The organism is Amycolatopsis sp. NBRC 101858 (genome assembly GCF_030269325.1).
Lineage (GTDB): Bacteria > Actinomycetota > Actinomycetes > Mycobacteriales > Pseudonocardiaceae > Amycolatopsis > Amycolatopsis ponsaeliensis.
In genome coordinates, this window is sequence record NZ_BSTD01000006.1 from 12528 (window position 1) to 37496 (window position 24969).

Below are 24969 nucleotides of genomic sequence, written 5' to 3' on the forward strand. Positions count from 1 at the left end.
CTCAGGCCACCGCCACCGGGTGGCGGTGGCGAGCCCACTGGGCGCGGACGAGGGCATCCCCGGCCGCGAGCAGCCGGCGGTGCCGCGGCACCCGGGCGCGGCCGGCGAAGACGTTGTAGTCCGCGGCTTCGATGCGGTCGAGGATGCCGCCGTAGAGCGTGAAAGCGGTCCACACGCACGGCCGGGACGCCGGGTGCAGCATCGGGATGCCCGGGCGGGCCTCGGCGTAGATCCGCCGCGTCCGCGCGACCTGGTCGGCCAGCGCCCGCCGCACCGCCCGGTCGACCTGGCGGGTGCGCGCGCACCAGGTGAGCCGGTCGCGGTCGACCCCCTCGGCGGCCAGTTCGTCGGCCGGCAGGTAGACCCGGCCGCGGTCGAGGTCTTCGGCGACATCGCGCAGGAAGTTGGTCAGCTGGAAAGCTTTTCCGAGGGCGGCGGCGCGCGGGGCGGCCTCCGCGCGCGGCACGACGGTGCCCAGCACCGGCAGCACCTGCAGGCCGATGACTTCGGCCGAGCCGTGCACGTACTCGTCGAGCGCGGCCCGGGTCGGGTAGGCGGTGACGGTGAGGTCCATGCGCATGGACGTGAAGAAGGCCGTGAAGTGCGGTTCGGGGATCTCGTGACGAGCGGCGGTGTCGATCACGGCGGTGCGCAGCGGGTCGTCGCTGCGCCCGGCGGCGAGTTCGGTGCGGAAGTGCCGTTCGACCTCGTGCAGCGTGGCGGCGAGACCTTCCGGCGTGGCCCCGGGTTCCGGCTCGTCGACGAGGTCGTCGAGCCGCCGGGCGAACGCGTAGAGCGCGTGCACGGCCGGGCGCTGAGCGGGCGAAAGCATGCGCGTGGCCAGGAAGTAGGTCCGGCCGTGCCGGGCGTTGACCTCCCGGCAGCGCCGGTAGGCCTGGCGCAGCCCGGGTTCGGTGATGCCGGCGGCGTCGAGTTCGCGGCTCGTCATCGGCTTCCTTCCGCGGCGAGGTCGAGGGTGGTGGTCGTGGTGCGGTGGCCGCCGGTGATCCGGTCCGCGGCGAGCCGGCCCGAGAGCAGGACCGTCGGGACGCCGACGCCGGGGACCGTCCCGCCGCCGGCCAGGACGACGTTCTCCGTGCCGGGCGGCAGGTTCCGCGGCCGGAACGGTCCGGTTTGGACGAACGAGTGCGCGTAGCTGAACGGCGTGCCGGCCACCAGGCCGCGGCGCTGCCAGTCGGCCGGGCTCAGCACGTAGGAGGTTTCGGGGGTGAAGCCGGGCAGCAGCCGGGCGCGGACGTGGTCGAGGATCTCCTCGGCGTACGGCTGGGCGTCGGCGTCCCAGTCGCGGGGCCCGCGGTCGAGGTTCGGCACCGGTGCCAGGATCGAGTACAGGTCGCGGCCCGGCGGGGCCAGCGACGGGTCGGTCGCCGTCGGGCGGGTGATCAGCAGCGACGGGTCGCTCATCCGCCGTCCGTCGGTGATCAGCTCGCGGAACGTCGACGCCCAGCCGTTCCCGAAGGAGATCGTGTGGTGCCCGAGCGCCGGCTCGGCGGGGCCACCGGCGTGCAGGACCAGCGCCGACGGCGCCGCGCGCAGCTGCACCGGCCGGCGCGGTGTCCGCCCGAGGAGCCGGTAGCTCTCGTGCGGTTCGGTGGTCAGGACGACCGCGTCCGCTTCGATCCGGCTGCCGTTGTCGGTGTGCAGCGCGGTGATCCGCGGTCCCCGGCGTTCGAGTGCGCTGACGGCCGTGCCGAAGCGGAACTCGACCCCGGCCTCGGCGGCCGCCTTCGCCATGGCCTGAGGCACGGCGGCCATCCCGCCTTCGGGGAAGTACACGCCGCCGACGGTGTCCATGTAGGAGATGACCGCGTAGAGGGCGAGCGCCCGCATCGGCGACTCCCCCGCGTACAGCGCTTGGAAGGTGAAGACGCGCTTGAGCCGTTCGTCACTGAGGAAGGCGCCGATCCGCGGGTCCAGGCGCCGGAATCCGCCCAGCGCCACGAGCCGGGCCAGGTCCGGCGTGAGCAGCCCGAGTGGCGAGTCGAAGTTCGCGGCGACGAACCGGTCGAACTCCGCGCGGTACAAGCGGGTCAGCCAGTCGCGCAGGCGCCGGTAACCCGCTGCCTCCGCCGGCCCGGCGAAGTCCCGGACGACGTCGGTCATCCGCTCGGCGTCGGTGTGCACCGGCAGGACCGATCCGTCGGCGAACCGCGCGGTATAGGCGGGTTCGAGCCGGGTCAGCCGCAGGTGCGCGGCCAGGTCGGCGCCCACGGCGGCGAAGGCGTCACCGAGGATCGCGGGCATGGTCAGGACCGTGGGGCCGGTGTCGAGGTGGTAGCCGTCGAGGTCGACGCGCCCGGCTCGCCCGCCGGGCCCGGGGTCCCGCTCGAGGACCACGACCGAGCGGCCCCGCCCGGCCAGGTGCAGGGCGGCGGAGAGGCCGGCCAGCCCGGCACCGACGACGACCACGCGGTCGGTGCGCCCGGCGACGGTCTTCATCGGACCCGCTCGGTGCACCGCAGCGCCAGTGTCGTGAGGGCTTCCGCGGGCCGCGGTGGAAGGTCGGCCAGGTCGGTCACCTCGAGCGCGTGGTGGACTCGTTCGTCGATGAGCTTCTCCAGCTGGTCGCGGGCGCCGGTGGCGGTGATCAGCCGTTGCCAGCGCGCCACGGCGGCGGTGTCGACGACGTCGAGGGCGAGCAGGCCGTCGAGCTCGGCGCGCTGCCCGCGGTCGGCCAGCTCGGCGGCGAGCACGACCACCGTGGTGGCCTTCCGCTCGCGCAGGTCGTCGCCGACCGGCTTGCCGGTGACGGCCGGATCGCCGAAGACCCCCAGCAGGTCGTCGCGGAACTGGAACGCCTCGCCGACCAGGCCGCCGTACGTGCCGAGGGCTCGGACGACCTGCTCGTCGCACCCGGCGAGGGCGGCGCCGAATTCGAGCGGGCGCCGCACGGTGTAGTTGCCCGACTTGCGCCGGACGACGTCGAGGACAGCACCCCACGCGGGCAGCGCGCGGGCTTCGTTGACGAGATCACCGAGCTGCCCGACGGCCAGTTCCGAGCGCAGGTGGTCGTAGACCGGCCAGCCCCGGGCGAGGACCTCGGCGGGCAGTCCGCTGCCGCGCAGCAGCTGTTCGGACCAGACGAGGAACAGGTCGCCCGCGAGGATCGCGGCCGACTCGCCGAACCGGGCGGCGGATCCGCCGAGTCCCTCGTCTTCGTGCCACTGCGCGAACCTGACGTGCAACGCCGCGCGGCCGCGGCGTCGTGCGGAGCCGTCCATGACGTCGTCCTGGGCCAAGGCGAAGCAGTGCAGCAGTTCGAGTGCGGCCACGGCGCGCAAGGCCGCTTCGTCGTCCGGCTTGCCGCAGCACCAGCCGGTGTAGGCGAACAACGGCCGGAGGAACTTGCCGTCGGCCACGAACTCCGGCAGCGCGGCGATGGCCGGGGTGCCGGCGGCGCGTCCGGTGAAGTGTTCCCGCACTCGTTCGGTGACGAAGCCGTGGACGTGCTCGGCGCACCGCTGTCGCACCTCGTCGAGCCGGATCGCCGGACCCGTGTCGGGGATCACTGCCATCCGGGCTCCTCCGTCGTCGCCGTATTCGCTATCCAAACGATGCACCGTGTGCCTTTACCCTGCACATCGGGCGGCAAACCTGTGACCGATCGGGATCGATCCGGCGTGCGCGCCGGTCGCCGGTCCCCGACGATGGAGCCATGACCGCCAGCCAGCGTGTCGCCGGGCTGTGGCCTCGGCGATGGCCCGTCCAGCCCTTCCGCGAGCCGCGGTGGGCGCACCAGGAACCGACCTACCGGGACTGTCCGCCGGCGCTCATCGAGGCCGCGGGCAAGCGGGCTTCGGCCCGCCCGTCCGGTAACTGGTTCGTCCTCGCGGCCAGCCGCTCGGTGCGGGCCGACCGGCCCTTCGGCACGACCGTGGGCGGGGTCGAGCTCGTCGCCTGGCGCGGCGAAGACGGCGACGTCCGGATCGGTCCCGGGGCCTGCCCGCACCTGGGCGCGCCGCTCGCCGACGCCCGGATCGACGGGGGCGACCTGCTCTGCCGGTGGCACGGCCTGCGGCTCGACGGCCAACGCTGCGGCGCCTGGTCACCGGTCCCGGCCCACGACGACGGCGTGCTCGTGTGGGCCCGCCTCGACGCGCTCGGCCGCGAGCAGCCGACCGACCGGCCGGTGGTGCCCGAGCGGCCCGGCTCGGCCGTGCGCATCGACGCGGTCGCGACGCTCACCGGCGTCTGCGAGCCCGAGGACGTCGTGGCGAACCGCCTCGACCCGTGGCACGGCGCCTGGTTCCACCCCTACTCCTTCGCACGCCTTCGCGTACTCGAAGCGCCCAAGGGCTTGGACGTGCCCGACGACGAGGACCGTTTCCTGGTCGAGGTGACCTTCCGGCTCGCCGGGCGGTGGGGCGTGCCGGTCCTGGCCGAGTTCGTCTGCCCCGAGCCCCGGACGGTCGTCATGCGGATCGTCGAGGGCGAAGGCGTCGGCAGCGTGGTCGAGACGCACGCGACGCCACTCGGCCCCGGTCTCGACGGCCGTCCCCGCACGGCGGTCGTCGAGGCGACGATCGCGGCCTCCGAACGCCCCGGGTTCGCGGTGGCCGCCAAGCTCGCACCGGCGATCCGCCCGCTGATGCGCCACACGGCGAACAGGCTCTGGCGCGACGACCTCGCCTACGCCGAGCGTCGTTACGCGCTACGGGCAAGCAGAACCCCGTGATCCGCCCCGGCCGTGGCTGCACGGCTCAAGGCACTACGCATCCTCCCGCGACTCTCCGGTGTACCGGCGAAAGGGACCGGCCAGAAGGCCGCCGACCACCACGAGGACCGCGCACAGGACCGCCGGCGCCGACCACGCGACCGTGAGCGGCAGCACCGCCGCCAGCGCCCCGGCCCGCAGATCGCCCAGGCTCGGACCGCCGGCCACGACCACCGTGAAGACCCCTTGGAGCCGGCCGCGCAGGTGGTCGGGCACGGACGTCTGCAGGATCGTCTGCCGGTAGACCGCGCTGACGAGGTCGGCCGCGCCCGCGATGCCGAGCAGGCAGACCGCGAGCCACAGGCTCGGGGCGACACCGGCCAGCGCGACCGCGCACCCCCACACCGCGACGGCGACGATGAGCGCCACCCCCTGCCGCCGCACCCGCCCGATCCAGCCGCTGAACACCCCCGCCACGACAGCGCCGAGCGCGATCGACGAATACAGCAACCCGGCACCGCCGTGCCAGCGCGTTTCGGCGGCTTCGGGGAACAGCGCACGCGGCATCGCCAGCACCATCGCCGCGATGTCCACCAGGAACGACGTCAGCAGGACCTTCCGGCCGGCGAGGAACCGCAGACCTTCCACCACGGCGCGCAACCCCGGCCGGCCGATCGGCGCCGACGGCGGCAACGGAGGCAGGCGGAACGCGGCGTAGAGCGCGGCGGTGAACAACACCGCATCGGCGCCGTAGGCGTACCCGAAACCGCCCGGGAGTCCGATGAGGACACCCGCGACCACCGGCCCGAGCACCTGCCCGACCGTCGAGACGGTATAGCTCAGCGCATTGGCGGCAGGGACCAGGGCCACGGGCACGAGCGCCGGTGTGATGGCCCCGCGGACCGAAGAGGAGACGGCGAAGCCGCCGGCCTGGACGGCGACCAACGCCAGGAGCAGCGGCACCGACCGGAGCCCGGCGAGCGCCTGGGTCAGCAGCGCGAGCGTGACCGACCAGGTCAGCACCGACGAACCGAGGGTGAGCCGTCGCCGGTCGACCGCGTCGGCGACGGCGCCGCCGTAGAGCCCGAACACGAGGATCGGGACGAGCCCGGCCAGCCCGACCAGGCCGACGTCGAACGACGACCGCGAGATGTCGTAGACCTGTACCGGGACAGCGACCTCCGTCACCATCGTCCCGATCACCGCGGCACCCTGGCCCACGACCGTCCGGCGGAACGCGGGAACGGCCAGCGGCCGGGTGTCGGCGGCGAAGCGGCGCAACCGCTTCACCGGACGCGCCGAGGTCATCGGACGGCTCGTGAGATCGCCATGCCCTCACCGTCACACCTGCGCCGGTGGCCCGCTTCCGATAATCTGCCTGTTCATGTCGCAGACTCGCCACCTGCACCTCGCCGGTCAGGTGATCGAACGGCACCGCCACGACGAGCACCAGCTGGTGTACGTCGCCCGCGGCGTGCTCGCGGTGCACACCGAGCGCGGCGCCTGGGTCGCCTCCGCCGACCGTGCCGTGTGGATCCCCGCCCGCACGTGGCACGAGCACCGCGTGTACGGCGACGCGGACGTGCTCACCCTCATGTTCCCCGCCCAGGACTCGCCGCTGGCCGCCGGCTCACCCGCGGTCATCGCGGTGAGCCCGTTCCTCCGCGAGCTGCTCATCGCCCGCACCGAGCCCGATCTCGGCGCCGCGGAGGCCGGACGGATCCAGGCCGTGCTCCGCGACCGGCTCCGGCGGGCGCACGACCGGCCCCTGACGCTGCCGGCCGCGCGCGACGCCCGGCTCGCCCACGCCTGCCGGCTCGTCACCGACGACCTGAGCAGGCCCCGGACCACGCGCTGGCTCGCCCAGCACACCGGCACGAGCGAACGCACCCTCGCCCGGTTGTTCCGGCTGGAGTTCGGCACCACCTACCCGCAGTGGCGCACGACGACCCGCGTGTTCCACGCAATGATCCACCTCGCCGAAGGTGCCACGGTCACCCAGACCGCCCACCGCTGCGGCTGGGCGACCACGAGCGCGTTCGTCGACACCTTCACCCGCACGATGGGACAGACCCCCGGCACCTACCGCGGCGGCCGGAACGCCTGAACCTGCCGTTCCCGCGTCCTGAAGCGTCAGCTGTCCTCGCGGTAGAGGACCAGGTGCTCGTGGTAGAGCACGCCGTCACGGATGTCGCCGGTGGCGGTGAAGCCCGTGTCGTCGACGTAGTCGAGGTGGTTGCCGGTCACCGTGTACCTGCCGGTGTAGGCGCTCTTCCGGCTGCCGCGGGCCTCGTCATAACGGCCGTCCGGCCGCAGTTCCTGGCGGATGTGGCCGTCGGCGGTCACCCACATCCCGGTGAAAGGAGCGTGTTCGTCGGTCATCCGTCCAGCGTCGCCGACCCGCCGCCGGCGAACCAGGGTGCGCTTCTCCCAGGTTCACGGCCCCCGGCCGGCAGTTCCGCGCTAGGCCAAAGTGGCGATGCCGGCGAGGAAGATGTCGAAGCCGGCGAGGAACTGCTCGCGGTCATCGTGCTCACGCAGCTGCGTCACCGACGCGTGCACGAACGGGTAGCGGGCCGGATCCACCTGCGCCCACTGCGCGGCGGCGTTGTCCAGAAAGGACGCTCGGTCCGTCTCGGCGTCGGCGAGGTACCGGGCGTTCGCGGCGTTCTGCACGGCGACGCCGAGGACGTAGTTCATGAGCGTGCCGGCCGCGTCGAAGCGCGCTCGTTCAGGAACTGCGAGCGCGTCCAGCAGCCGCGCGATGCTCTCGTAGAAGTCCAGCAACGCGGGCCGCCACGGCTGCCGGGACAGCTCGGCCCCGACCCAGGGATGCGCGTCGACCGCGTCGAACAGCCCGAGAGCGAGGCGGCGCAGGGTTTCGCGCGGGTCGTCATCCAGGGCCGCGCCGGACAGCACGCGGCTGATGATGTCGTCGGTGGCGGCCGCGAGCAGGTCGCCCTTGTCCGCGACGTGGTGGTAGATCGCGCCGTAGCCGGTGCTCAGCCGGACGGTGAGCGCGCGCAGCGTCAACGCGCTCTCGCCGCCGCTGTCCAGGAGCTCGGTCGCGGACCGGATGATCAGCTCCCGGGACAGGCTGTCCGTGCGGCGCGGCGACCGCGGCGCGGTGTTCTTGCCCATGGTCCCATCATCGCACGACTGGATCGTCACTCCAAACTCGTGCTAGCTTGATTGGAGTGACGATCCAACCAAGCTCCGGAGGAACCATGACAACCCCGGTCACGATCATCGGCGCGGGCCTGGGCGGCCTGGTGCTGTCCCGCGTGCTGCACACCTTCGGCATCCCGTCCGAGGTTTACGAGGCGGAATCGTCGCCGTCGGCGCGCACGCAGGGCGGCCTGCTCGACATCCGCGACTACAACGGCCAGCCGGCACTGGAGACGGCGGGCCTCACCGCGCAGTTCCGCGACCTAATCCTGGAGGGCCGCCAGGCGATGCGGCTGCTGGACCGGGACGGGAACGTCCTGTTCGAGGCACCCGACGACGGCACGGGCGGCAACCCCGAGGTGCAGCGCGGTGAGCTGCGGCAGATGCTGCTCGACTCGCTCCCGGCCGGCACCGTCCACTGGGGACACAAGGTCAGCGGCGTCCGCGCTCTCGGCGACGGCCGCCACGAGGTGACCTTCGCCGACGGCGCCACCGCCACCACCAGCCTGCTCGTCGGCGCGGACGGCGCCTGGTCCCGCGTCCGGCCGCTGCTGTCCGCCGCGACACCCGAGTACACCGGCATCGGGTTCGTCGAGACCCACCTGTTCGACGGCGACCACCGGCACCCGACCAGCGCGAAACTCGTCGGTGGCGGCGCGATGATGGTGCTCGAGCCGGGAAAGGGGATCCTGGCCCACCGGGAGCGCGACGGCAACCTGCACACCTGGGTGATGCTGGCCCGGTCGCCGGAGTGGTTCGCGGGCATCGACTTCGCCGACCCCCACGCAGCCACCACCCGGATCGTGCGGGAGTTCGACGGCTGGGCACCGGAGCTCACCACGCTGGTCACCGCCGGTGAGACCGCGCCGGTCCTGCGCACCATCCACACCCTGCCCGCCGGGCACCGGTGGGACCGGACACCCGGCGTCACCCTGCTCGGCGACGCCGCGCACCTCACGGTCCCCAACGGCGAAGGCGCCAACCTGGCCATGTACGACGGCGCCGAGCTGGGCCAGGCCATCGCCGCCCACCCCGGCGACGTCGAGACCGCGCTCGCCGAGTACGAGCAGGCCATGTTCACGCGCAGCGCCGCGGCCGCCGCCGAGGCCCCCGACCTCTACGTGATGCTGGGCGAGGGCACACCCCACACCCTGATCACCGCCGTCACCGGCGGCTGACCAGCCTCACCGCCGATCGGTTGGCCGCTGCTCGGCTACTGCGAGCGTGCGGGAGGGCCGGCAATGAACTTCGCGGGTACAGCACGCGGACGGCGAGGGCCCCGGCGACTGCCGGCGAACAGGACAACGATCCAGCGGCCCGAGCCACCGACCCACGCAGGTTGCTCGCGGTCGAAGGCCAAAAGCGGAGGGCGATGCCACACACCGGCACCACCTCGCAGCCGAAGAGGCGGTCTGATCACGCCGTCGAAATCGGCAGCGATTCGACCATCCGGGTGGTGGCGCAGGCCGCAGCTAACCGGCCCCGGCACGCCGAGCGTGGTGTGGATGGTCGACCCGCGGCTCCGATGCCGCAGGTCTGAAGGAGGAAGCAAGATGCGGTCCTTGGTCGGCAAATCCGGTGCTGTCGCGGCAAGTACGCGCACGGCCAGGGCGGTGGCGATCGTCGGCGCCGTCGTCGCGTTGGCGATACCCCTGGCCGGCACGGCCCACGCAACCGGTGCACGGGACGGTAGCTGCGATGATGGAGAGTTCTGCCTGTTCTACTACCCGACGGGCGTGTCCGGTGGGGCGGTGTCCGACTTCGCCGTCGCCAACATTCCCAATCTCGGCCCGACCCAGCCGACATGCTACGAATTCCGTGGCAGCGGAACCGGCAGCGGCCTGTGCGTCTGGCACAACGCCAGGTCGGCGCGAAACCGCACCGGCCACAACGTCCGGGTGTTCACCAACGTCAACTACACGAGCACCTCGGACCTGTTCACCGCCAACGGGCAGCAAAGCGATTTGTACCAGGCAAAATTTCTCGACGAGTCCATCAAATTCGTGACGTGATGCAAAGCGGTGGACGAGCACCGCGGTCACCGGCGCCCGCCGCCCTCGGTGCGCAGGGTCAACGCAAAAGCCGGAACCGCGTACGGACCGGGGCGGCGCGGCCCGTTCGGGAAGAGGACGACCATGTGCCGTCCCCAGCCGCCCACCCACGCAAGCCGGTCGGTGAAGTCCGCCAGCGCATTGGCCCCGTGCGTCGAAGACACCGCCTTCAGCACGATGCCGGTGCCCTCGCGGTAGCGGACGTGGATCTCCGGCGGGGGCCGCCGCGGTGAGCGGCCGTTGCGGGTGTAGACGCGCACGATGTCGACCGTCGCGTTCCGCCACCCGGTGGCCGCGACCGTGCGGGCCCGGCCCCACCAGCCCACCGCGGCCAAGACGGCGAACAGCGTCCCGAGCGAGCCGGCCACGAGCAGGACGTAGCCGAGGTTGACGAGGAACTGGCTCTTGTTCTCTTCCACCAGGGTGCGCACGCGATCCGGGTCGGCCTGGTCGTAGACCACCGTGACCCGCTCGCCGACGCCGTAGGAGTGCTTCGAGTCGCGGACGATCTTCGCCGTCCGCGACTCGAAGCGCACCTCGAACGTCATCCTGCCCCGGGTGAACTTCTGCACGGAAACCACCTCGCCGGTGGTCCGCGCGCCGGTGGCGAGGAGCTCGTCGGCGGCCTTGTCGAGCAGGACCAGATCCGCGGCCCCGGCCCCGGCCAGCGCCATCCACACGAGGACGAACGCCGCCGCGCGACGCGCCACCCGGCGCAGCCGCCCGGTTTCGGCCGCGAAGTCGATCCGGCGGTCGTGGTCGTGGTCGGTCGGCAGCGGCAGCCAGCCCCCGAAACCGTTCTCGCGCGCGGCAGCGCGATTCCGGACCGACACCCGCAGGCGCCAGACCGCGCCGCCGAACCCCACCGCAAGCAGGACGGCGACGACAGGAACCAGCCCGAAAGCCGCCACCACATCCGGAGAAAAGGAGAAGACGACCACCACGGCCACCGGGAGGGCGGACCACACCCACTGCCGCTTGACGAAACCGCCGAAGGGGTCCATCAGCCGAGCTTAGAAGCCTTGAGCAGCAACGATGCTGCGAGAAACGGCACAGGACGGCACGGCAACCGGACGGCCGCGCCAGGCGTGCAAGTGAGCAGGCCCGGCGGTCACCGAAATTGCCAGCTCGTCGCAATTCGCGGAGACCATCCTGTCCATGCGCGCAGTCGCACCCGACCTCGAGGCCGCCCGGTCCGGCTCGCGGAGCAGCCGGGACGAGTTCACCCAGTGGCAGTGGGTCACCTACCTGGCGGATTCGGCCGCGCCGGTCTCGAATCCCTCGCGACCCTGCACTCCCGGCCGGCTCGGTCGGCCGAGCTGACGGTCACGGCGCCGCTGCGCGCCGCTACCCGTTCGGTCGATTGCCATCGATCGGCTGACGGACAAATACTTTTCGGCAGACGACAGTACGAGTGAGGAGCCGATGTGGAGCCGGCGTTGGGGCTCGACCCGGACACCGCAGATCTTGTCCGGCCGTACTTCCGCACCCATGGACGTACGCGGCCCACGCGCACGCTACCCGTCGAAACGCTCATCGCGGCAACCGAGCGTGGCCGTACTCCGGAGCACGCCTGCTCCCGGGAAGAGGCCGCGATCTGCCTCTTGTGCCGCTCTTCGCAATCGGTCGCGGAAATCGCCGCGTATCGACGAATTCCCCTGGGCGTCGCACGAGTCCTGGTCTCCGACCTCGCCGACCGTGGCCTGGTGGTAATCCAAGCCACGCGGGCGGCCCCCGGCGATCGTCCCAGCATCGACTTCATGGAGCGGGTTCTCCGTGGTCTTCACGCGATGACGTGACTCTGTTCGAGCTGGTCGAGGCACAGCCTGCCCGGCGCGGTACGGCGGCGATTCAGTACCAGCCGAGCTCGGCCAGCTGTTTCGCGGCCTTGCCCTGGAACCACAAGGTCACCTTGTCCAGCCGGCCCGACTCGGTGCGGAATTTGAAACCGCGGCTGAACGGGCCGCGCACCCGGCGCACGCCGGTCACCTCGGCGCGGGCGATCCGGATCGACACGACGGATGACACGCGCAGCTCGACCTGATCACGGCTGACCAACAGGCTGGCCAAGGGCCGCGTCACGTTGACGCCATTGACCCAGGCCCCGCCGCGCAGGACGACGTCGTAGTCCTCGTCCCGCAGCGCGACGATCCGACACGCGTACTGCGGATCCGGCGGCGGAACCCGGCCCAATCCTCCGGTCTTCTCCCGCCGACGGACCCCGACGATCACCGAAGCCACGGAAAGAGCTCCGAACGCGAGCAGCACGATTCCCATTTCCGCACCAGGACTCATCGACGCTTCTCCCGCATCACCGGGGAAGTATCTCAGGCGTCAGGGCGTTGAGCACGAACCCGATCGCGCGGGTGATCGGCGTGCTGCCGAGACGGATGTAGAGTTGGTAGCCCTTCGCCGTCGCCTCAGGTGTGCCCGTGTGCAGCCCCGCGGCCGCGATGACGCCAGTACCGCGCCGACGAGGACCAGCAACGCCGCGCTCTGCGGGGGACCGCGGACTTCAGTCGAGCCGGACCGAGCCGGCCACGATCTCGTCCGCCGGCGCGGCATCGGACTCCTCCAGCGCGGCGGTCCGGGTGAGCGCTGTCCATGGTCCTTGACGCGAATTCGACGCGACTCAGGTCGGCGGGTCGGGTTGGGGGTATTCGTGGACCAGGGCGCGGATGTCGTCAACGGGTTCGTCGGTCGCGGCCCACTTGGCGCGGATGCGGTCGAGGTAGGAGCGGACCGTGGGGATGGCGATGCCGAGGCGGCGGGCCGTGGCGGCCAGGGTGCTGCCGGTGCCGTAGAGGTAGAGGACCTGGAGTTCTTGCGGGGACAGCTCGGGCGGGTCGTCGTTGATGAGGGTCATGAGTTCGGTCGTCAGCGCCAGGTGTCCGGTGTGGACGGTGCGGATGGCGTCGGTGAGCTTGTCGGCATCGTCGTCCTTGATGAGGTAACCGGAAGCACCGGCGCGGATGGTGGCCCGGACGTGGCGGCGGTCGCCGTGCACGGAGATGACCAGGACGGCCGCACCGGTGGCGCGCAAGGCGACGACGTTGGCGTCGGGGTGGGTGCCGTCCTCCAGCTGCAGGTCGAGCAGGACGACATCGGGGCCGGAGGACTGGGTGGCGAGGTAGCCGGCGACGGTGGTGGCGGTGTGCACGAGCGTGATGTCGGCGGAGTCGGCGAGCAGGGCGCGCAGACCGGCGGGGACGAGTTTGTCGTTGTCGATGACGGCGATCCGGATCATGCCGGCCATCGCAGGTCGATGCGGGTGCCTTCACCGGGGTGGCTGTCCACCGTCGCCGCCGCGCCGATCTCCGTCATCCGCTCGATGATCGAGTGCCGGATCCCGTAGCCGAGCGGGGTGGTCGCCGGGTCGAACCCCTTGCCTTGGTCGACGATCGCCACCGTCACCACCGGCCCGGACGTCCCGCCGTTCCCGCTGGCCATGGCGGTGAGACGGACGCGGGCGGTACCGGCGTGCGCGGCGGCGTTGCTCAACGCTTCCGCGCTGGCCCGGCACAAAGCGGTGACGACCGTCGTGGGGAGATCGTCGGGCAGGTTGGCGAAGTGGTACTCCACCCGCAACCCCAGGGCCGCGCTGTCGCCGCCGGCTTTCATCAACGCCAGGGAGAGGTCGGTGAGGGTGCCACCGGTTTCGTCGGGTGCGGCGCCGCGCAGGGCGGTGACGCTGACTGCGCAGTGCCGGCGCACCACGGGGTCGGGGTGGGCGGCGGGGCCGGGCCCGGCGATCATCGTCAGGACGCGCAACGGCCCGTCGTGCAGGGCACGGTAGCGGCGGACCTGCTCCCGGAAGTGCCGGGCGCGTTCCTCGGTGTGCGCGCGCTGGGCGGCGAGCTTCTCCCGTGCCGCGATCACCTGTGCCGTGGCGATGTCCACGTGGTGCACGGCCCGCCACAACCGCTGGATGAACACCAAGCAGCAGGTGGCGGTGCCGACCTGCCAGCCGATCGTGCTGACCAGCGAGGTGATGTCCCCGCCGCCGTCGGACAGCGGTGGCTGTCCCACGAAGTAGGCGACGGCGAGCGCGGTGCAGCCGGCCGCGGTGCCCCGGGCCGATCCGCTGATGAGGGCGACCGCCACCGCGACGCTCACCGTGATCGGTTCCAGGTAGGAATTCGACACGTTCGAAAGGATCGCGTTGTCCACCGCCAGCGGCAGCGCGACCATGGCGGTGACGGTGACCGTGACGTCCGCGACCAGCACCGCACCGGGCACCGCCGCGCGGCGCAGCACCACCGTGATCACCACCGCGCTCCAGCCGGCCAGAACGACGTACACGACGGTGGCCAGCGGAACCCGCGTGTAGGCGTGGATCTGCAGGCCGCCGACGACGCTCAGCGCGACCATCGCCAGAGTGGCCAGCCGGGACAGCACGACGACGGCGGCGACGATCCCCCGCACCTGCCGATCCAGGCCCGCCGCACCCGCGAACTCGGCCTCGGCCTCGGCCTTCGTCGATGACACCCCTCAGCATCTCCCGGTCCTGCTCGGCTGGATGCGCCGGCGATCCACCTTGGCACCTCGCCGACGGCGCGTCCATGCCGCATCTGTGCGGCATGGACCGGTCCGGGCGGATCCCGCCAAGATCGGTGCCGGACGCGGCCATGGTCACCCGAGAGTCCCCTGCGCATTCCCGATCACAGGAGGAAAAGCGATGTTCATTCCTGCGCGCGAGGCGCGCGGCCCCGCCGAGGCATGCACGAGAATGCCTCGGCTGCTGTCCCTCGCGACGATCGGCGCCGTCTCCCTGGGTGCCGCGTTCGGCCTGACGCCGGCGGCGTCCGCGGATCCGCCGCCCGCCCGGCGGGTGAGCGTGGCGGTCGACATCATCGGCGACTCGTACATGGCCGGTGACGGGGTCCGCGACACCTATCTCGACCCGGCCGACCCGCGCCACCGATCCGCCGGGGCGCCGGCGCTGCAGGCGCTGTCCCGGCTGCAGAGCGCCAACACCCGGCTGCTGGTGGACGCGAACGTCGTCGCGGCTTCCGGCGCGCAGACCACGGACTTCTTCGAAGCGCAGAAAGGACCGGGCGACACCGTCGTCAACCCGCCGCAACGCGACCAGGTCCGTCCCGGGGCTCAGCTCGTCCTCGTGGGCTTCGGCGGCGACGACGCGCACCTGGCCACCGTGATCGCCGACGTCGAGCGCGCCGCGAACGGGCTGAACGTCGCGCTGGACAAGGAGATCAGGGACCTCGGTCCGCTGCTGGACTGGACCTCGACGGACCAGGAGTACCTCGCCCAGGCCAAGTCGTCGGCCCCCGGCCGGGCGCCGACACTGGTCGCGCGGCTGCTGCAGGTGCTGGCCGGAATCCGCACCCGGGCACCGCACGCCACGATCGTGCTCACGAACTACCCGCTGGCCACGGACCCGCGGAACCCGCACGCCGCGAGCGCGGTCGGCGAGAGCGACCTGACCAGCGTCCGGAAGTTCGGCTACGACCTGAACAAGGCGATCGAGCGCGCCGCGCGGATCTGCCACTGCGCGTCCCTGGTCGACCTCGCCGCGGCGGTCGCCGGCCACGAGGCCTACACCGCCGACTCGGCGTTCGACGAGCAGCCCGGCCAGGAGGCGGCCCGGGAGCAGTTCCGGCCCAACCGGACGGGCGCGTCCCTGATCGCCGACCCGATCGCCGCCGGCATCGCGCGCCTGCTCTGGATCACCCCGCCGAAGCCCGGCGACGGGAAGCTGACCGACCCGTCGAACATCACCGTCCACAATGGTGTGTCCGACCGGGACGGGGACCGGGTTCCCGACTCCGGGGACCGGCGGCCCGACGACCCGGCCCGCTCCGTGGACGCCCCCAAGCCGCGGCACGGAGGGCCCTCGCCGCACAAGGTGTCGAACGTCGGCCGCCATCCGGTGAAAGTTGTGCGACGTCCTGCGGGCGGTACTGCCGAGCCCGCTCCGGCGGCCTCGGAGCAACCGGTGGCCACCGGGAACGACTCGGTGGTGCCCATGCGAAAGCTCCTCGCGCACGGAGACAAGAGGCCGCGACCGGGTGGCACGACTCCGGTCACCCTCACTCGGAGCGCGGTGCCGCCGAAGCGGGAGAACCACCTGACACCGGCGGCGCCCGACAAACACGCCACCGGTGCGGAGAGCTCCGAACGGAAACCGGATCCGGCCGATGCCGGCACCCACCTGACCCGGACGGCACCGAACCTTTCGCGTGCGGCCCAGGGCACTCCACGACTTCGCGGCCTGCTCGCCCGGCAACGCGCCGCCGCGGAATCACCCGAGCCGAAGGGATGACCTCATGAACAAGGAATGGTTCCGCGCGATCCGGGGATTCCACCGCGGACGTCTGCGCCGCAGTGCCGCCGCGGCGGCCGCCGTGACCCTGGCCGCGGGGATGACCGCCGCACCGGCCGTCGCCGCAGTTCCCGATCCGTCCTCCGGCAACCAGCCACCGGCGGGCTCCCCGCGAGAAGGCGTTCAGGTCGCGCAAAACGGCGGATTCGCCCGCCCGGCTCCCCGGCCGGGCCCGGCGCCGATACCTCCGGAACAGCAGTCCCCCTACGGCCCCGCGCAGCCGGGGCGGCCCGGTCGGGCCCCTCGCGCACCGGAGGTCGGGCCACCGCAACCCGAAGGGCTGATCCAGCTCACCCCGGGCGCGGAGAACCTGCTCCGGGCGGCGGAGGACGTCAACAACTACAAGGAGTTCACGCAGGAGCAGGAGGACGCCGCGCTGGCGCTGTCGCGGCTCCGGCAGCAGCTGATGGACACACCGATCGCCCGGTCCTTCCCGGAGGCGGAGTTCTTCGAGTCGGTCCCGCCGGGTCCCCGGAACGAGGGTCCGTCGCTGCTTCCCGGCGACCAGCGGCAGGCGATCAGCAGGCAGCTCGCGAGGGACGGCCTCACCGAACCGGTGGGCTACCTGAACCCGTACGAGACGTGGCGAGCCCTCGGCCCGGCCGACGAAGCCGACAGCCGTCTCGCGGGCGACCGGCAGTGGCTCGGAGACCAGTTGCAGGCGAGCAAGCTTCCGGCGGATACGCGGAACGCGTACCAGGAAGCGTTGAACGACACCCTCTCCAGGATCAACCAGGCCGAGACACAGGACCAGCGGAACGCCCTGATCGACCAGTTCAACGCGCTCAAGGACGATTTCAACCGCGCGGAGATGGGCTACCGCGACGACAACAACCTCTATGGCGAGGAAGGCCGGCAGGTCCCGCGAGCCCTCGACCCCGGCCTGCCCGAGCCGGCTCCCGAGAGCCTCCGTGACGCCAGGGCCGCATTCGAGGCGGCGGAGCAGCAGGAGGCGCTGGAGGCAGCGCAGGAGTACGCGCTGGAGCCGGGTGTGATGACCGGCGGTGACGTGAACACCGGAGCCCCGGACACCGACCCGGGACCGGTCGGCGGCGACCCGGCCGAGGCACAGGCTGCAGCACGGGAAAACGCACTGACACCCGGCATGATGAACGGCGGCGGCGTGAACACCGGAACCCCCGACACCGACCCGGGACCCGTCGGCGGGAACGGCCAGGATGCCCCGTCCGCCGGCACGCGAAGTGCCATCGGCCAGGGCCGGAGCACGGAAACCGGCCCCGACCCAGCCAACGGCACGCCCGAGGCGGCCACCGGCGACAGCGGCACCAGCAGCCCGGACGGCGCAGGCACATCGGGTGTCGACAGCCAGAACGGCACGGACACGAGTTCGGAGACCGACGCCGGCGCCGCGCAATCCTCGTCCGAGAGTCAAAGTGCCACCGACTCCGACTCCGGCGGCGGCAGCAGCGACTCGAGTGATTCCGGCAGCTACGGCGGTGGCAGCACCAGCTACGGCGGCAGTGACTCCAGCAGCGACTCCTCGTCCAGCGGAGACGGCGGCAGCTCCTCCTCGTCCGGAGGCGACGGCGGCTCGTCCTCATCCAGCGGTGGCGAGTAGCTCGGCCGCCGGCTCGATGGCTTCACCCGGCCGGCCGCGACGGCCCCCAGATCGTGGTCAGCCTCCGGGGACCGGAAGATTGTCGCGAGTCGCCGAGGCCGGCTAATACCGGTCGGGCACGCTCGCACCTGCCGGCCCAGGGGGTGGCAGGTGCGAGCAGCCTCGCCTCGACCCCCAGTGCGGCCGCCTCGCGAACGACCAGCCGACGGATTCCACTGCGCGCGGCCCGGTCGGCACGGCCGTCCGGGCGACGCTACAGTCACCCGACACGACCGCCGGTCCCGGAAGGACACTCCCGCCCCATGAACGATCACAACTCCACGTCCGTCCTCGGTCTCGGCCTCGGGTTCGGTTCGGGCCTGGTCTTCGCCGTGATCACGATCATCGCGCTGTGGAAGGTGTTCACCAAGGCCGGACGGCCCGGCTGGGCGGCGATCATCCCGATCTACAACGCCTACGTACTGCTGAAGATCGCCGGGCGCTCCGGGTGGTGGCTGATCCTGCTCCTGATCCCGCTGGTCAACCTGATCGTCGCGATCATCGTCTCGATCGACGTCGCGAAAGCGTTCGGCAAGAGCGGGGTTTTCGGCTTCTTCGGCCTGTTCCTGTTCTCCATCATCGGCTACCTGATTCTCGCCTTCGGCGCGGCTCGGTACACCGGTCCCACCGCCGCCGGCGCACACTGACGAACAAGCCCCCGCTCAGCACACCGACCGCCAGTTCTTCTCTTCAGCGGGCGGCGATCCGGCCGGTGCGGCGCGCCGAACGCAGCAGAAACACCGCGGCGACCAGGCAGGACAGGATGCCGGCCACCCCGGCTTCCGGGCCGAAGGAGCCACCGGTCAGCGCCGGCGGGCCGGACAACGCCGTGTGGATCAGGCTGCCGAACTCGCTCGACTTGCCCGACACCGCCGTGCCGAACCCCGCTTCGACGACGTTCCAGGCGAAGTGGATGCCGATCGGCATCCAGAGGGCGCGAGTGGCGATGTAGGCGGCGGTGAGCATGATGCCGCCCTGCAGGACGATGGCGGTGGCGCCCCACAGCATCGCGCCCGTGCCGGTTTCGGAGGTCCCGGCCAGGTGCACCGCGCCGAAGAGCACCGCGGACACCGCCAGGGCGGGCCACGTCCCGAGCCGTTCTTCGGCGATGCGGAAGAGGATGCCGCGGAACACCACTTCTTCCGTCACCGCCACGCAGGCCATGACGCCGAGGGTCGCCAGGAACTTCCCGGGCTCCCCTTCCGTGACCTGCCAGCCCCCGAAACCGAGGATGAGCAGCATCGTCGCCAGGAAGGCACCGGCGCCGACGGCGATCCCGCCCAGCAGCCCGGACGACGCCCGGTCGCGCGCGAGCTCCGGCACGGATGGCCGCCGTTCGACGAGCTTGCTCAGCCGTGCGTAGCAGAACAGCGTGGCACCGCCGAGGGCCACGCCGACCACGAGGTCGACGACGCCGAAGTCGTTCAAGGCCACGGTCAGCTGTTGCGCGACGACCATCACGACCAGCATCGCGGCCAGCAGCAACGGAAAGCGCCACCGGCGCGACCAGGGTGCCGGGCGGCCGGTGGTCGCGCCGGTCGTGTCGTCGGCGGGGGAAGTCATGGCGGTGTTCCCTTCGGGTCCGGGCAGTGCGGAGCTGCCGGAAAAACTAGAAGGGCCGGCGGCCACGCGATTCCCCATTCCGAGGACATCGGCGAGTAGCTCGCACGGGGGATACTAGGCTCTGCGCCATGCCGACGACGTGGGTCAGCAAGCGGCTGGGGGCGATCGGCAGCCGGTGGCGGGCCCGCGACGCCGCGGCGGTGGACCGAGGGATCGCCGTCGTGTTCACCGTGCTGGCGTTCGTGCCGGCGCTGGCCACCATGAGCGCGGAGTTCGGCGACCTGCCGCGGCGGCCCGCAGACCTCTTTGCCGTGGTGCTCGTGCTGGCGCAGACGCTGCCGCTCGCCGTGCGCCGCTCCCGGCCGGCCATGTGCCTGGCGATCACGGGCATCGCCTTCGCGGTCCACGAGTCGCTCGCCTACCAGCCGCAGTTCAGCACCGTGACCGTGTACCTGGCGCTGTATTCCGCCGGCGCGCACCTGGCGCGGTTCCGGCGCACCACGGCCGGCCTGGCGACGGTCGCGTACGTCCTGCTCTGCGTCGTCTTGACCGCACTCGGCTCCCCGGACCGGCTGACCGAGTTTTCCGTCTTCTACCTCATATTCGTCATCTTCTGGGTGCTGGGCACCTTCGTCCGCCACCGGCGCGCGGAAGAGTCCGAGCGCCGCCGGTCGGCGGCGAGCGCCGCGGCCGCCGCGGAACGAGCGCGCATCGCGCGGGAGCTGCACGACGTGATCACCCACCACGTCACCGCCATCGTCGTGCAGGCCGACGCCACGCAGTTCCTCGTCGGCGCACCCGACCGCGTCGGCAAGGCGCTCACGGCGATGAGCGGCGCCGGCCGGCAGGCCCTCGCCGAGCTGCGGCACCAGCTCGACGTCCTGGAAGCCACGGGCGAGTCCGCGCCGCGGCCGCCGGTCCGGGGCACCGTGCGGGACCTGGTGGAGCGCACCCGCGCGGGCGGGCAACCCGTCGAGCTGACCGAGACGGGCGATCCGTCGCCCCTGCCCGCCGACGTCGCCCTGGCCGTGTACCGGGTGGTGCAGGAGGGCCTGACGAACGCCGTCAAGTACGCCGCCGGGCAGCCGACCGAGGTGCGGACCACCCAGCTCGACGGCCGCGTAGAGGTCGAGGTCACGAACGCCGCCGCGCCGGTCCCGATCTCGGTGGGCGTCCGGCGGGAGCTCGCCGGCGGGCGCGGTCTGGCGGGGCTGCGGGAGCGAGTCTCGGTCCTGGGCGGTGAGCTGACGGCCGGCGCGCAGCCGGACGGCCGGTTCCGGTTGCGCGCGGTGGTCCCGATCGCCGGTGGCGCATGACCATCCGCGTGCTGATCTGCGAAGACCAGGAACTCGTCCGCACGGGTTACGTGACGGTCTTCGGGGCGCAGCCGGACATCGAGGTGGTCGGGGAAGCCGCCGACGGCGCGGAGGCGCTCGAAGCGAGCGAGCGCCTGAGCCCGGACGTCGTCGTCATGGACATCCACTTGCCGGGACCGGACGGCATCGAGGTCACCCGGCGGATCGCGCGGCCCGGCGCCACCCGGCCGCCGAAGGTGCTCGTCGTGACCGCGTTCAACACCGACGAGTACGTCTACGAAGCCTTGCGCGCCGGGGCGAGCGGATTCCTGCTCAAGGACTCCCCGGTGACCGAACTGGTGAACGGGATCCGCACGATCGCCCGAGGCGACTCACTGCTGGCACCGGCCGTGACCCGGAAGCTCATCGGACGCTTCGCCGCCCGCGTCCGCCCGGCCGCCACGCCGCCGGACGGCCGGGCACCGGAGATCCTGTCTCCCCGGGAGTGCGAAGTGCTGCGGTTGATCGCGGAAGGCTTGTCGAACACCGAGATCGCCGAGCGGATGGGGCTCGGCTTCGAAACGGTGAAGACGTACGTCTCCGGCATCCTGACCAAGCTGGACCTGCGTGACCGGGTCCAGGCGGTCGTGTTCGCCTACCGGACCGGTTTCGTCGGCTCCGGGTGAGGGAACGGGAGTTTCCCGTGTCCGGTGCCGGGTCAGGACCGGATGAACTCCAGCAGGTCCGCGTTGATCGTGTCGGCCTCGGTGGTCGGCATGCCGTGCGGGAAGCCCGCGTACGTCTTGAGCGTGCCGTTCGCCAGGAGCTCGGCCGAGAGCGGCGCCGAATCGGCGTACGGGACGATCTGGTCGTCGTCGCCGTGCATGACCAGCACCGGCACGGTGATCTTCTTCAGGTCCTCGGTGAAGTCCGTCTGCGAAAACGCGACGACCCCGTCGTAGTGCGCCTTCGCACCGCCTTCCATGCCCTGGCGCCACCAGTTCCGGACGATCGCCTCGGACTTCTCGGCCCCGGGCCGGTTGTAGCCGTAGAACGGGCCGGCCGCCAGCGAAAGGTAGAACTCCGAACGGTTCGCCGCGAGCTGCGCCTGCAGGTCGTCGAAGACGCTCTTGGGCAAGCCGCCGGGGTTCGCGTCCGTCTGCACCATCAGCGGCGGGACGGCGCTGAGGATCGCCGCCTTGGCGACCCTCGACTCGCCGTGGCGTCCCAGGTAGCGCACCACTTCGCCGCCGCCGGTGGAGTGTCCGATGTGGACGGCGTCGCGCAGGTCGAGGTGGGCGGTGAGCGCGGCCAGGTCGTCGGCGTAGTGGTCCATGTCGTGCCCGTCGCCGACCTGGGCGGACCGGCCGTGGCCGCGGCGGTCGTGGGCGACGACCCGGTAGCCGTGCCGGGCGAAGAACAGCATCTGGTTGTCCCAGTCGTCCGCCGACAGCGGCCAGCCGTGGCTGAAGACGATCGGCTGTCCCGTGCCCCAGTCCTTGTAGAAGATCTCCACCCCGTCGTCGGTCGTGATCACCGGCATGTCAGTACTCCTTCCCCGGCGTCGCCAGGACTTCGTTGAACGCCTCCGTCGACGACGGGTGCGTGTAGACGGCGTCGCGCAGTTCGCTCGCGGTCACGCCGTGGCGCATCGCCAGCGTGACCAGGTTGACCAGCTCCTGCGCATCGACGCTCAGCAGCGCCGCGCCCAGCACTTCGTCGGTCACGCGGTCGACGACGAACTTCATCAGCCCGCGCGTCTCACCGACGATCTTCGCCCGCGGCATCGCCGCGATGTCCGCGACGGCCTTCCGCACGACCTTCACCGGCAGGCCCCGCTCGACGGCCTCGCGTTCGGTGAGCCCGACGCGCGCGAGCGCCGGGCTCATGAACACCGTGTACGGCACGAACCTCCGGTCGGCGGTGGACCGCTTGCCCCGGCCGGTGAGCTGGTCGGCGACGATCCGGCTGTCGTCGAGCGAGATGTAGGTGAACTGCGGCCCGCCGTTGACGTCGCCGACCGCGTAGACGTGCGGCCGGCTGGTGCGCAGGAACTCGTCCACCTCGACCGCGCCGGACGGCGTGGTGCGCACCCCGGCGCGGTCGAGGCCGAGACCGGCCGTCGCGGGGGTGCGGCCGGTTGCCGCGAGCACGTCGTCGGCCGCCAGCACGTGCGTCCGGCCGCCGGCTTCGTAGGTGATCTCGACGCCGTTGTCGAGGTCGCGCACTGCCGTCACGCGGGCGTCCGGGACGAGCTCGACCCCGGCCCCCTGCAGGATCCCGGCCGCCGCCTCGGCGACGTCGTCGTCCTCGCGGGGCATGATCCGCGGGCCCGCGTCGAGGACGGTGACGGCGCTGCCGAACTGGGCGTAGATCGAGGCGAACTCCACGCCGACGTAGCCGCCGCCGAGGATCGCCAGCCGATTCGGCAGGTGGTCGAGGTCGATCAGGCCGGTGCTGGTGCGCAGGTGCGCGCTCTCGCGCAGGCCCGGGATCGGCGGGACGGTGGGCACCGCGCCGGTGTTGATCACGATCGTGTCGGCCGTGAGGTCCAGGACGTCCTCGCCGGCGGTCACCCGGACGGTGCGATCGTCGAGGAACTCGGCCCGGCCGGTGATGACGACGACGGAGTCGATCGTGTCGAGCATGGCGAAGTTCTTGCCGCGCAACGCGGTCGTGAGCGCGCGGGTCTCGTCGACGGCCTGGCGGTGCCACTCCGCCGGGCTGCCGGCGCCGGGGTGCTCGGCGCGGTGGACCAGCGCTTTGGTCGGGACGCAGCCGATGTTGATGCAGGTGCCGCCGTACATCTCGGCGGACTGCTCGACCATGGCCACGCGCTTGCCGAGCCGTCCCATCGCGGCGGCGAGGGTCTTGCCGCCCTTGCCGAACCCGATGACGAGCAGAGCGAAGTGCCGGTCCTCCATGCGCCCATCCTTTCGGCGGCACGCCGGAGCCGACAACGCGTGATCGGCTCGTTTTCCGCCGGGATCGGCTCAGCGGTCACCCGTCCGGGCAGGCACGATCAGCGTGCGGGCAACGCAGCGACGTCGGGAAGCGGCGTGTGGTGACTCCTTCCACCAGCTCGAAGGCGACCCGCAGTTCATCGGCGGGCCGCCGCTTCCCTCCGGTACCGAGCCGGCGACATCCCCAAAGCCGCCCGGAAGGCCTGCCCGAACGCCGACTCCGACCGGTACCCGACCTCTTTCGCGATGCGCGACACCGAGTGCTCCGACCGCGTCAGCTGCTCGGCGGCGACCATCATCCGGATCGCCGTCACCAGCGCGACCACCGTCGTGCCCGTGCGGGCGGTGAAGCGGCGCTGGAACGTCGCCCGGGACATTCCGGCGGCCGCGGCCAGGCGGTCGATCGTCCAGGCCTCGCCCGGCCGCTCGACCACGCCGGCGACCGCGCGGCCCAGTGCGTCGTCGCCGGCTGCCGTCCACAGGCCGGGCGTGTCCAGGCGCTGCTCGGGGCGGCTGCGCAGGGCCATCGCCAGCAGCGCGTCGAGCAACGCGGCGACGATCGCCCGCGTGCCGGGGCCGTCGAAGCCGGCTTCGCCGCGCAGGACCTCGGCCAACGTCAGCGCGGGCGAGTCCAGCGAGACGTGCACCAGCGCCGGCATCAAGCGGAACACCAATGCGCCGGCGCCCCGCTCGAAGCGGTAGTGGCCGCAGAACAGGTCCACCTGCGGTTCCGCTCCCGGCGTCCGCCGGGTCGGGAACGCGGTCCCGCCCTCCTCCTCGCAGGCGAGCCGTGGTCCCTCGGTCGCCGTCACCCGGTGGGCGTCGCCGTGCGGGAGCAGCGCCAGGTCGCCGGGTCCCAAGTGGACGGTGGTGGCACCGGACGTCACGGTGCACCGCCCCGCCAGCACCAGGTGGAACGGCACCGACCCCGGCGCGGCCACCGGGTTTTCCAGGGCGAAGCTCCCGGCCAGCAGGCAGCGCACGTCGACCTCACCCTCGAGCCGCGCCAGCCGGACGAGCCGGCTCACGCTGTCCGAGGCGCCCTTCACGAGCGGCCGTCCAGCAGCCGGCGGGCCTCCGGGACCACCTCGCCGGCGAACGCGGCGACCTGGTCGGCCGTCTCGTGTTCCGGCCGGAACACGAACGACGTGAAGGGCTGGTCGGTGCCCAGGTGCGCCGGCACCTCCGCCCACTGCCCGGCCGTTCCCCGCACGGGATCGGCGCCGCTCCCGATCCGCAGCTGCCCCTTCATCGCCGTGACGGTACCGACCACCTGCGCGATCCGGCGAACGA

At 72.1% G+C, this 24969-nt stretch carries 26 protein-coding genes; 11 read left to right on the forward strand and 15 right to left on the reverse strand.

The features are described from left to right. Position 1: 1 nt before the first annotated feature. From QSK39_RS39140 to QSK39_RS39150, 3 genes are read right to left on the reverse strand one after another with little or no spacing between them, the layout of a single operon-like run. On the reverse strand, positions 2–949 hold the full coding sequence (locus tag QSK39_RS39140; protein ID WP_285482880.1) for a phytoene/squalene synthase family protein: 948 nt from the start codon (positions 947–949) through the stop codon (positions 2–4). Further along, positions 946–2460, reverse strand: coding sequence for a phytoene desaturase family protein (gene crtI, locus QSK39_RS39145; protein WP_285482881.1), 1515 nt, complete (start codon positions 2458–2460; stop codon positions 946–948). The genes QSK39_RS39140 and crtI overlap by 4 nt, the downstream gene beginning before the upstream one ends. Next, a complete protein-coding gene (locus tag QSK39_RS39150; protein ID WP_285482882.1) occupies positions 2457–3536 on the reverse strand; it encodes a polyprenyl synthetase family protein in 1080 nt (359 codons plus the stop codon). Before QSK39_RS39150 ends, crtI begins: the two co-directional genes overlap by 4 nt. 140 nt (positions 3537–3676) lie before the next feature. On the opposite strand from QSK39_RS39150, the gene QSK39_RS39155 reads away from it, so the two are divergent. After that, complete coding sequence (locus QSK39_RS39155) at positions 3677–4696, forward strand: Rieske (2Fe-2S) protein (RefSeq protein ID WP_285482883.1); 1020 nt, start codon at positions 3677–3679, stop codon at positions 4694–4696. Positions 4697–4729: 33 nt separating this feature from the next. On the opposite strand, the gene QSK39_RS39160 is transcribed toward QSK39_RS39155, so the two are convergent. Then, complete coding sequence (locus tag QSK39_RS39160; RefSeq protein ID WP_285482884.1) at positions 4730–5983, reverse strand: MFS transporter; 1254 nt, start codon at positions 5981–5983, stop codon at positions 4730–4732. A 76-nt stretch (positions 5984–6059) separates the two neighbouring features. Here QSK39_RS39160 and QSK39_RS39165 point away from each other — a divergent pair, with 76 nt between their 5' ends. Next, positions 6060–6782 carry an AraC family transcriptional regulator gene (locus QSK39_RS39165; RefSeq protein WP_285482885.1) on the forward strand — a complete coding sequence of 241 codons (723 nt, stop codon included), beginning with the start codon at positions 6060–6062 and terminating at the stop codon, positions 6780–6782. 26 nt (positions 6783–6808) lie between these two features. On the opposite strand, the gene QSK39_RS39170 is transcribed toward QSK39_RS39165, so the two are convergent. Both QSK39_RS39170 and QSK39_RS39175 read right to left on the reverse strand, forming a co-directional pair. Further along, entirely contained in the window at positions 6809–7057 is a 249-nt protein-coding gene (locus QSK39_RS39170) for an Atu4866 domain-containing protein (protein WP_285482886.1), read from the reverse strand. Positions 7058–7138: 81 nt separating this feature from the next. Continuing rightward, positions 7139–7816, reverse strand: coding sequence for a TetR/AcrR family transcriptional regulator (locus QSK39_RS39175; protein WP_285482887.1), 678 nt, complete (start codon positions 7814–7816; stop codon positions 7139–7141). A gap of 86 nt (positions 7817–7902) precedes the next feature. Between QSK39_RS39175 and QSK39_RS39180 the strand changes: the two genes are divergently transcribed. Together QSK39_RS39180 and QSK39_RS39185 are read left to right on the forward strand one after the other, a co-directional pair. Further along, complete coding sequence (locus tag QSK39_RS39180) at positions 7903–9021, forward strand: FAD-dependent oxidoreductase (RefSeq protein WP_285482888.1); 1119 nt, start codon at positions 7903–7905, stop codon at positions 9019–9021. Positions 9022–9396: 375 nt separating this feature from the next. Continuing rightward, on the forward strand, positions 9397–9855 hold the full coding sequence (locus tag QSK39_RS39185) for a peptidase inhibitor family I36 protein (protein ID WP_285482889.1): 459 nt from the start codon (positions 9397–9399) through the stop codon (positions 9853–9855). 26 nt (positions 9856–9881) lie between these two features. Here QSK39_RS39185 and QSK39_RS39190 read toward each other — a convergent pair whose 3' ends face one another. After that, positions 9882–10898, reverse strand: coding sequence for a DUF3592 domain-containing protein (locus QSK39_RS39190; RefSeq protein WP_285482890.1), 1017 nt, complete (start codon positions 10896–10898; stop codon positions 9882–9884). 154 nt (positions 10899–11052) lie between these two features. On the opposite strand from QSK39_RS39190, the gene QSK39_RS39195 reads away from it, so the two are divergent. Together QSK39_RS39195 and QSK39_RS39200 are read left to right on the forward strand one after the other, a co-directional pair. After that, entirely contained in the window at positions 11053–11217 is a 165-nt protein-coding gene (locus QSK39_RS39195) for a hypothetical protein (RefSeq protein ID WP_285482891.1), read from the forward strand. Between the two features lie 104 nt (positions 11218–11321). Then, positions 11322–11693 carry a DUF742 domain-containing protein gene (locus tag QSK39_RS39200; RefSeq protein ID WP_285482892.1) on the forward strand — a complete coding sequence of 124 codons (372 nt, stop codon included), beginning with the start codon at positions 11322–11324 and terminating at the stop codon, positions 11691–11693. A 52-nt stretch (positions 11694–11745) separates the two neighbouring features. On the opposite strand, the gene QSK39_RS39205 is transcribed toward QSK39_RS39200, so the two are convergent. The 3 genes from QSK39_RS39205 to QSK39_RS39215 form a co-directional block, all read right to left on the reverse strand. Beyond that, on the reverse strand, positions 11746–12189 hold the full coding sequence (locus QSK39_RS39205) for a hypothetical protein (RefSeq protein ID WP_285482893.1): 444 nt from the start codon (positions 12187–12189) through the stop codon (positions 11746–11748). Positions 12190–12526: 337 nt separating this feature from the next. Then, positions 12527–13141: a response regulator transcription factor gene (locus QSK39_RS39210; RefSeq protein WP_285482894.1), complete on the reverse strand. Its 615-nt coding sequence runs from the start codon at positions 13139–13141 to the stop codon at positions 12527–12529. Then, a complete protein-coding gene (locus QSK39_RS39215; protein ID WP_285482895.1) occupies positions 13138–14382 on the reverse strand; it encodes a sensor histidine kinase in 1245 nt (414 codons plus the stop codon). The genes QSK39_RS39210 and QSK39_RS39215 overlap by 4 nt, the downstream gene beginning before the upstream one ends. Positions 14383–14623: 241 nt before the next feature. Between QSK39_RS39215 and QSK39_RS39220 the strand changes: the two genes are divergently transcribed. The 3 genes from QSK39_RS39220 (at position 14624) to QSK39_RS39230 (ending at position 18502) form a co-directional block, all read left to right on the forward strand. Next, positions 14624–16177, forward strand: a complete 1554-nt coding sequence (locus QSK39_RS39220; RefSeq protein WP_285482896.1) for a GDSL-type esterase/lipase family protein — start codon at positions 14624–14626, stop codon at positions 16175–16177. Positions 16178–16181: 4 nt separating this feature from the next. Beyond that, the gene (locus tag QSK39_RS39225; RefSeq protein ID WP_285482897.1) at positions 16182–17816 is read left to right on the forward strand and encodes a hypothetical protein; all 1635 of its coding nucleotides are present in this window, start codon (positions 16182–16184) and stop codon (positions 17814–17816) included. Between the two features lie 302 nt (positions 17817–18118). Further along, positions 18119–18502 carry a DUF5684 domain-containing protein gene (locus QSK39_RS39230; protein ID WP_285482898.1) on the forward strand — a complete coding sequence of 128 codons (384 nt, stop codon included), beginning with the start codon at positions 18119–18121 and terminating at the stop codon, positions 18500–18502. A gap of 43 nt (positions 18503–18545) precedes the next feature. On the opposite strand, the gene QSK39_RS39235 is transcribed toward QSK39_RS39230, so the two are convergent. Next, on the reverse strand, positions 18546–19418 hold the full coding sequence (locus tag QSK39_RS39235; protein ID WP_285482899.1) for a CPBP family intramembrane glutamic endopeptidase: 873 nt from the start codon (positions 19416–19418) through the stop codon (positions 18546–18548). A 128-nt stretch (positions 19419–19546) separates the two neighbouring features. On the opposite strand from QSK39_RS39235, the gene QSK39_RS39240 reads away from it, so the two are divergent. Together QSK39_RS39240 and QSK39_RS39245 are read left to right on the forward strand one after the other, a co-directional pair. Further along, positions 19547–20734 (forward strand): sensor histidine kinase, encoded by a 1188-nt coding sequence (locus QSK39_RS39240; protein ID WP_285482900.1) that lies wholly within the window; start codon positions 19547–19549, stop codon positions 20732–20734. Further along, positions 20731–21399: a response regulator gene (locus tag QSK39_RS39245; RefSeq protein ID WP_285482901.1), complete on the forward strand. Its 669-nt coding sequence runs from the start codon at positions 20731–20733 to the stop codon at positions 21397–21399. The genes QSK39_RS39240 and QSK39_RS39245 overlap by 4 nt, the downstream gene beginning before the upstream one ends. 32 nt (positions 21400–21431) lie before the next feature. On the opposite strand, the gene QSK39_RS39250 is transcribed toward QSK39_RS39245, so the two are convergent. The 4 genes from QSK39_RS39250 to QSK39_RS39265 form a co-directional block, all read right to left on the reverse strand. Beyond that, positions 21432–22256 carry an alpha/beta fold hydrolase gene (locus QSK39_RS39250; protein WP_285482902.1) on the reverse strand — a complete coding sequence of 275 codons (825 nt, stop codon included), beginning with the start codon at positions 22254–22256 and terminating at the stop codon, positions 21432–21434. 1 nt (position 22257) lies between these two features. Continuing rightward, entirely contained in the window at positions 22258–23637 is a 1380-nt protein-coding gene (locus QSK39_RS39255; protein ID WP_285482903.1) for an FAD-dependent oxidoreductase, read from the reverse strand. A gap of 176 nt (positions 23638–23813) precedes the next feature. After that, positions 23814–24704: an AraC family transcriptional regulator gene (locus tag QSK39_RS39260; protein WP_285482904.1), complete on the reverse strand. Its 891-nt coding sequence runs from the start codon at positions 24702–24704 to the stop codon at positions 23814–23816. Between the two features lie 17 nt (positions 24705–24721). Continuing rightward, complete coding sequence (locus QSK39_RS39265; RefSeq protein ID WP_285482905.1) at positions 24722–24928, reverse strand: hypothetical protein; 207 nt, start codon at positions 24926–24928, stop codon at positions 24722–24724. Positions 24929–24969 lie beyond the last annotated feature (41 nt).

Bases quoted from the DNA above. Each gene is read 5' to 3' on its own strand.
- QSK39_RS39230 (WP_285482898.1), top strand. From the start codon at position 18,119: ATGAACGATCACAACTCCACGTCCGTCCTCGGTCTCGGCCTCGGGTTC.
- QSK39_RS39245 (WP_285482901.1), top strand. From the start codon at position 20,731: ATGACCATCCGCGTGCTGATCTGCGAAGACCAGGAACTCGTCCGCACG.
- crtI (WP_285482881.1), bottom strand. From the start codon at position 2,460: ATGAAGACCGTCGCCGGGCGCACCGACCGCGTGGTCGTCGTCGGTGCC.
- QSK39_RS39155 (WP_285482883.1), top strand. From the start codon at position 3,677: ATGACCGCCAGCCAGCGTGTCGCCGGGCTGTGGCCTCGGCGATGGCCC.
- QSK39_RS39140 (WP_285482880.1), bottom strand. From the start codon at position 949: ATGACGAGCCGCGAACTCGACGCCGCCGGCATCACCGAACCCGGGCTG.
- QSK39_RS39180 (WP_285482888.1), top strand. From the start codon at position 7,903: ATGACAACCCCGGTCACGATCATCGGCGCGGGCCTGGGCGGCCTGGTG.
- QSK39_RS39255 (WP_285482903.1), bottom strand. From the start codon at position 23,637: ATGGAGGACCGGCACTTCGCTCTGCTCGTCATCGGGTTCGGCAAGGGC.
- QSK39_RS39185 (WP_285482889.1), top strand. From the start codon at position 9,397: ATGCGGTCCTTGGTCGGCAAATCCGGTGCTGTCGCGGCAAGTACGCGC.
- QSK39_RS39250 (WP_285482902.1), bottom strand. From the start codon at position 22,256: ATGCCGGTGATCACGACCGACGACGGGGTGGAGATCTTCTACAAGGAC.
- QSK39_RS39265 (WP_285482905.1), bottom strand. From the start codon at position 24,928: ATGAAGGGGCAGCTGCGGATCGGGAGCGGCGCCGATCCCGTGCGGGGA.
- QSK39_RS39170 (WP_285482886.1), bottom strand. From the start codon at position 7,057: ATGACCGACGAACACGCTCCTTTCACCGGGATGTGGGTGACCGCCGAC.
- QSK39_RS39220 (WP_285482896.1), top strand. From the start codon at position 14,624: ATGCCTCGGCTGCTGTCCCTCGCGACGATCGGCGCCGTCTCCCTGGGT.
- QSK39_RS39160 (WP_285482884.1), bottom strand. From the start codon at position 5,983: ATGACCTCGGCGCGTCCGGTGAAGCGGTTGCGCCGCTTCGCCGCCGAC.
- QSK39_RS39210 (WP_285482894.1), bottom strand. From the start codon at position 13,141: ATGATCCGGATCGCCGTCATCGACAACGACAAACTCGTCCCCGCCGGT.
- QSK39_RS39165 (WP_285482885.1), top strand. From the start codon at position 6,060: ATGTCGCAGACTCGCCACCTGCACCTCGCCGGTCAGGTGATCGAACGG.
- QSK39_RS39205 (WP_285482893.1), bottom strand. From the start codon at position 12,189: ATGAGTCCTGGTGCGGAAATGGGAATCGTGCTGCTCGCGTTCGGAGCT.
- QSK39_RS39190 (WP_285482890.1), bottom strand. From the start codon at position 10,898: ATGGACCCCTTCGGCGGTTTCGTCAAGCGGCAGTGGGTGTGGTCCGCC.
- QSK39_RS39225 (WP_285482897.1), top strand. From the start codon at position 16,182: ATGAACAAGGAATGGTTCCGCGCGATCCGGGGATTCCACCGCGGACGT.
- QSK39_RS39175 (WP_285482887.1), bottom strand. From the start codon at position 7,816: ATGGGCAAGAACACCGCGCCGCGGTCGCCGCGCCGCACGGACAGCCTG.
- QSK39_RS39195 (WP_285482891.1), top strand. From the start codon at position 11,053: ATGCGCGCAGTCGCACCCGACCTCGAGGCCGCCCGGTCCGGCTCGCGG.
- QSK39_RS39235 (WP_285482899.1), bottom strand. From the start codon at position 19,418: ATGACTTCCCCCGCCGACGACACGACCGGCGCGACCACCGGCCGCCCG.
- QSK39_RS39240 (WP_285482900.1), top strand. From the start codon at position 19,547: ATGCCGACGACGTGGGTCAGCAAGCGGCTGGGGGCGATCGGCAGCCGG.
- QSK39_RS39150 (WP_285482882.1), bottom strand. From the start codon at position 3,536: ATGGCAGTGATCCCCGACACGGGTCCGGCGATCCGGCTCGACGAGGTG.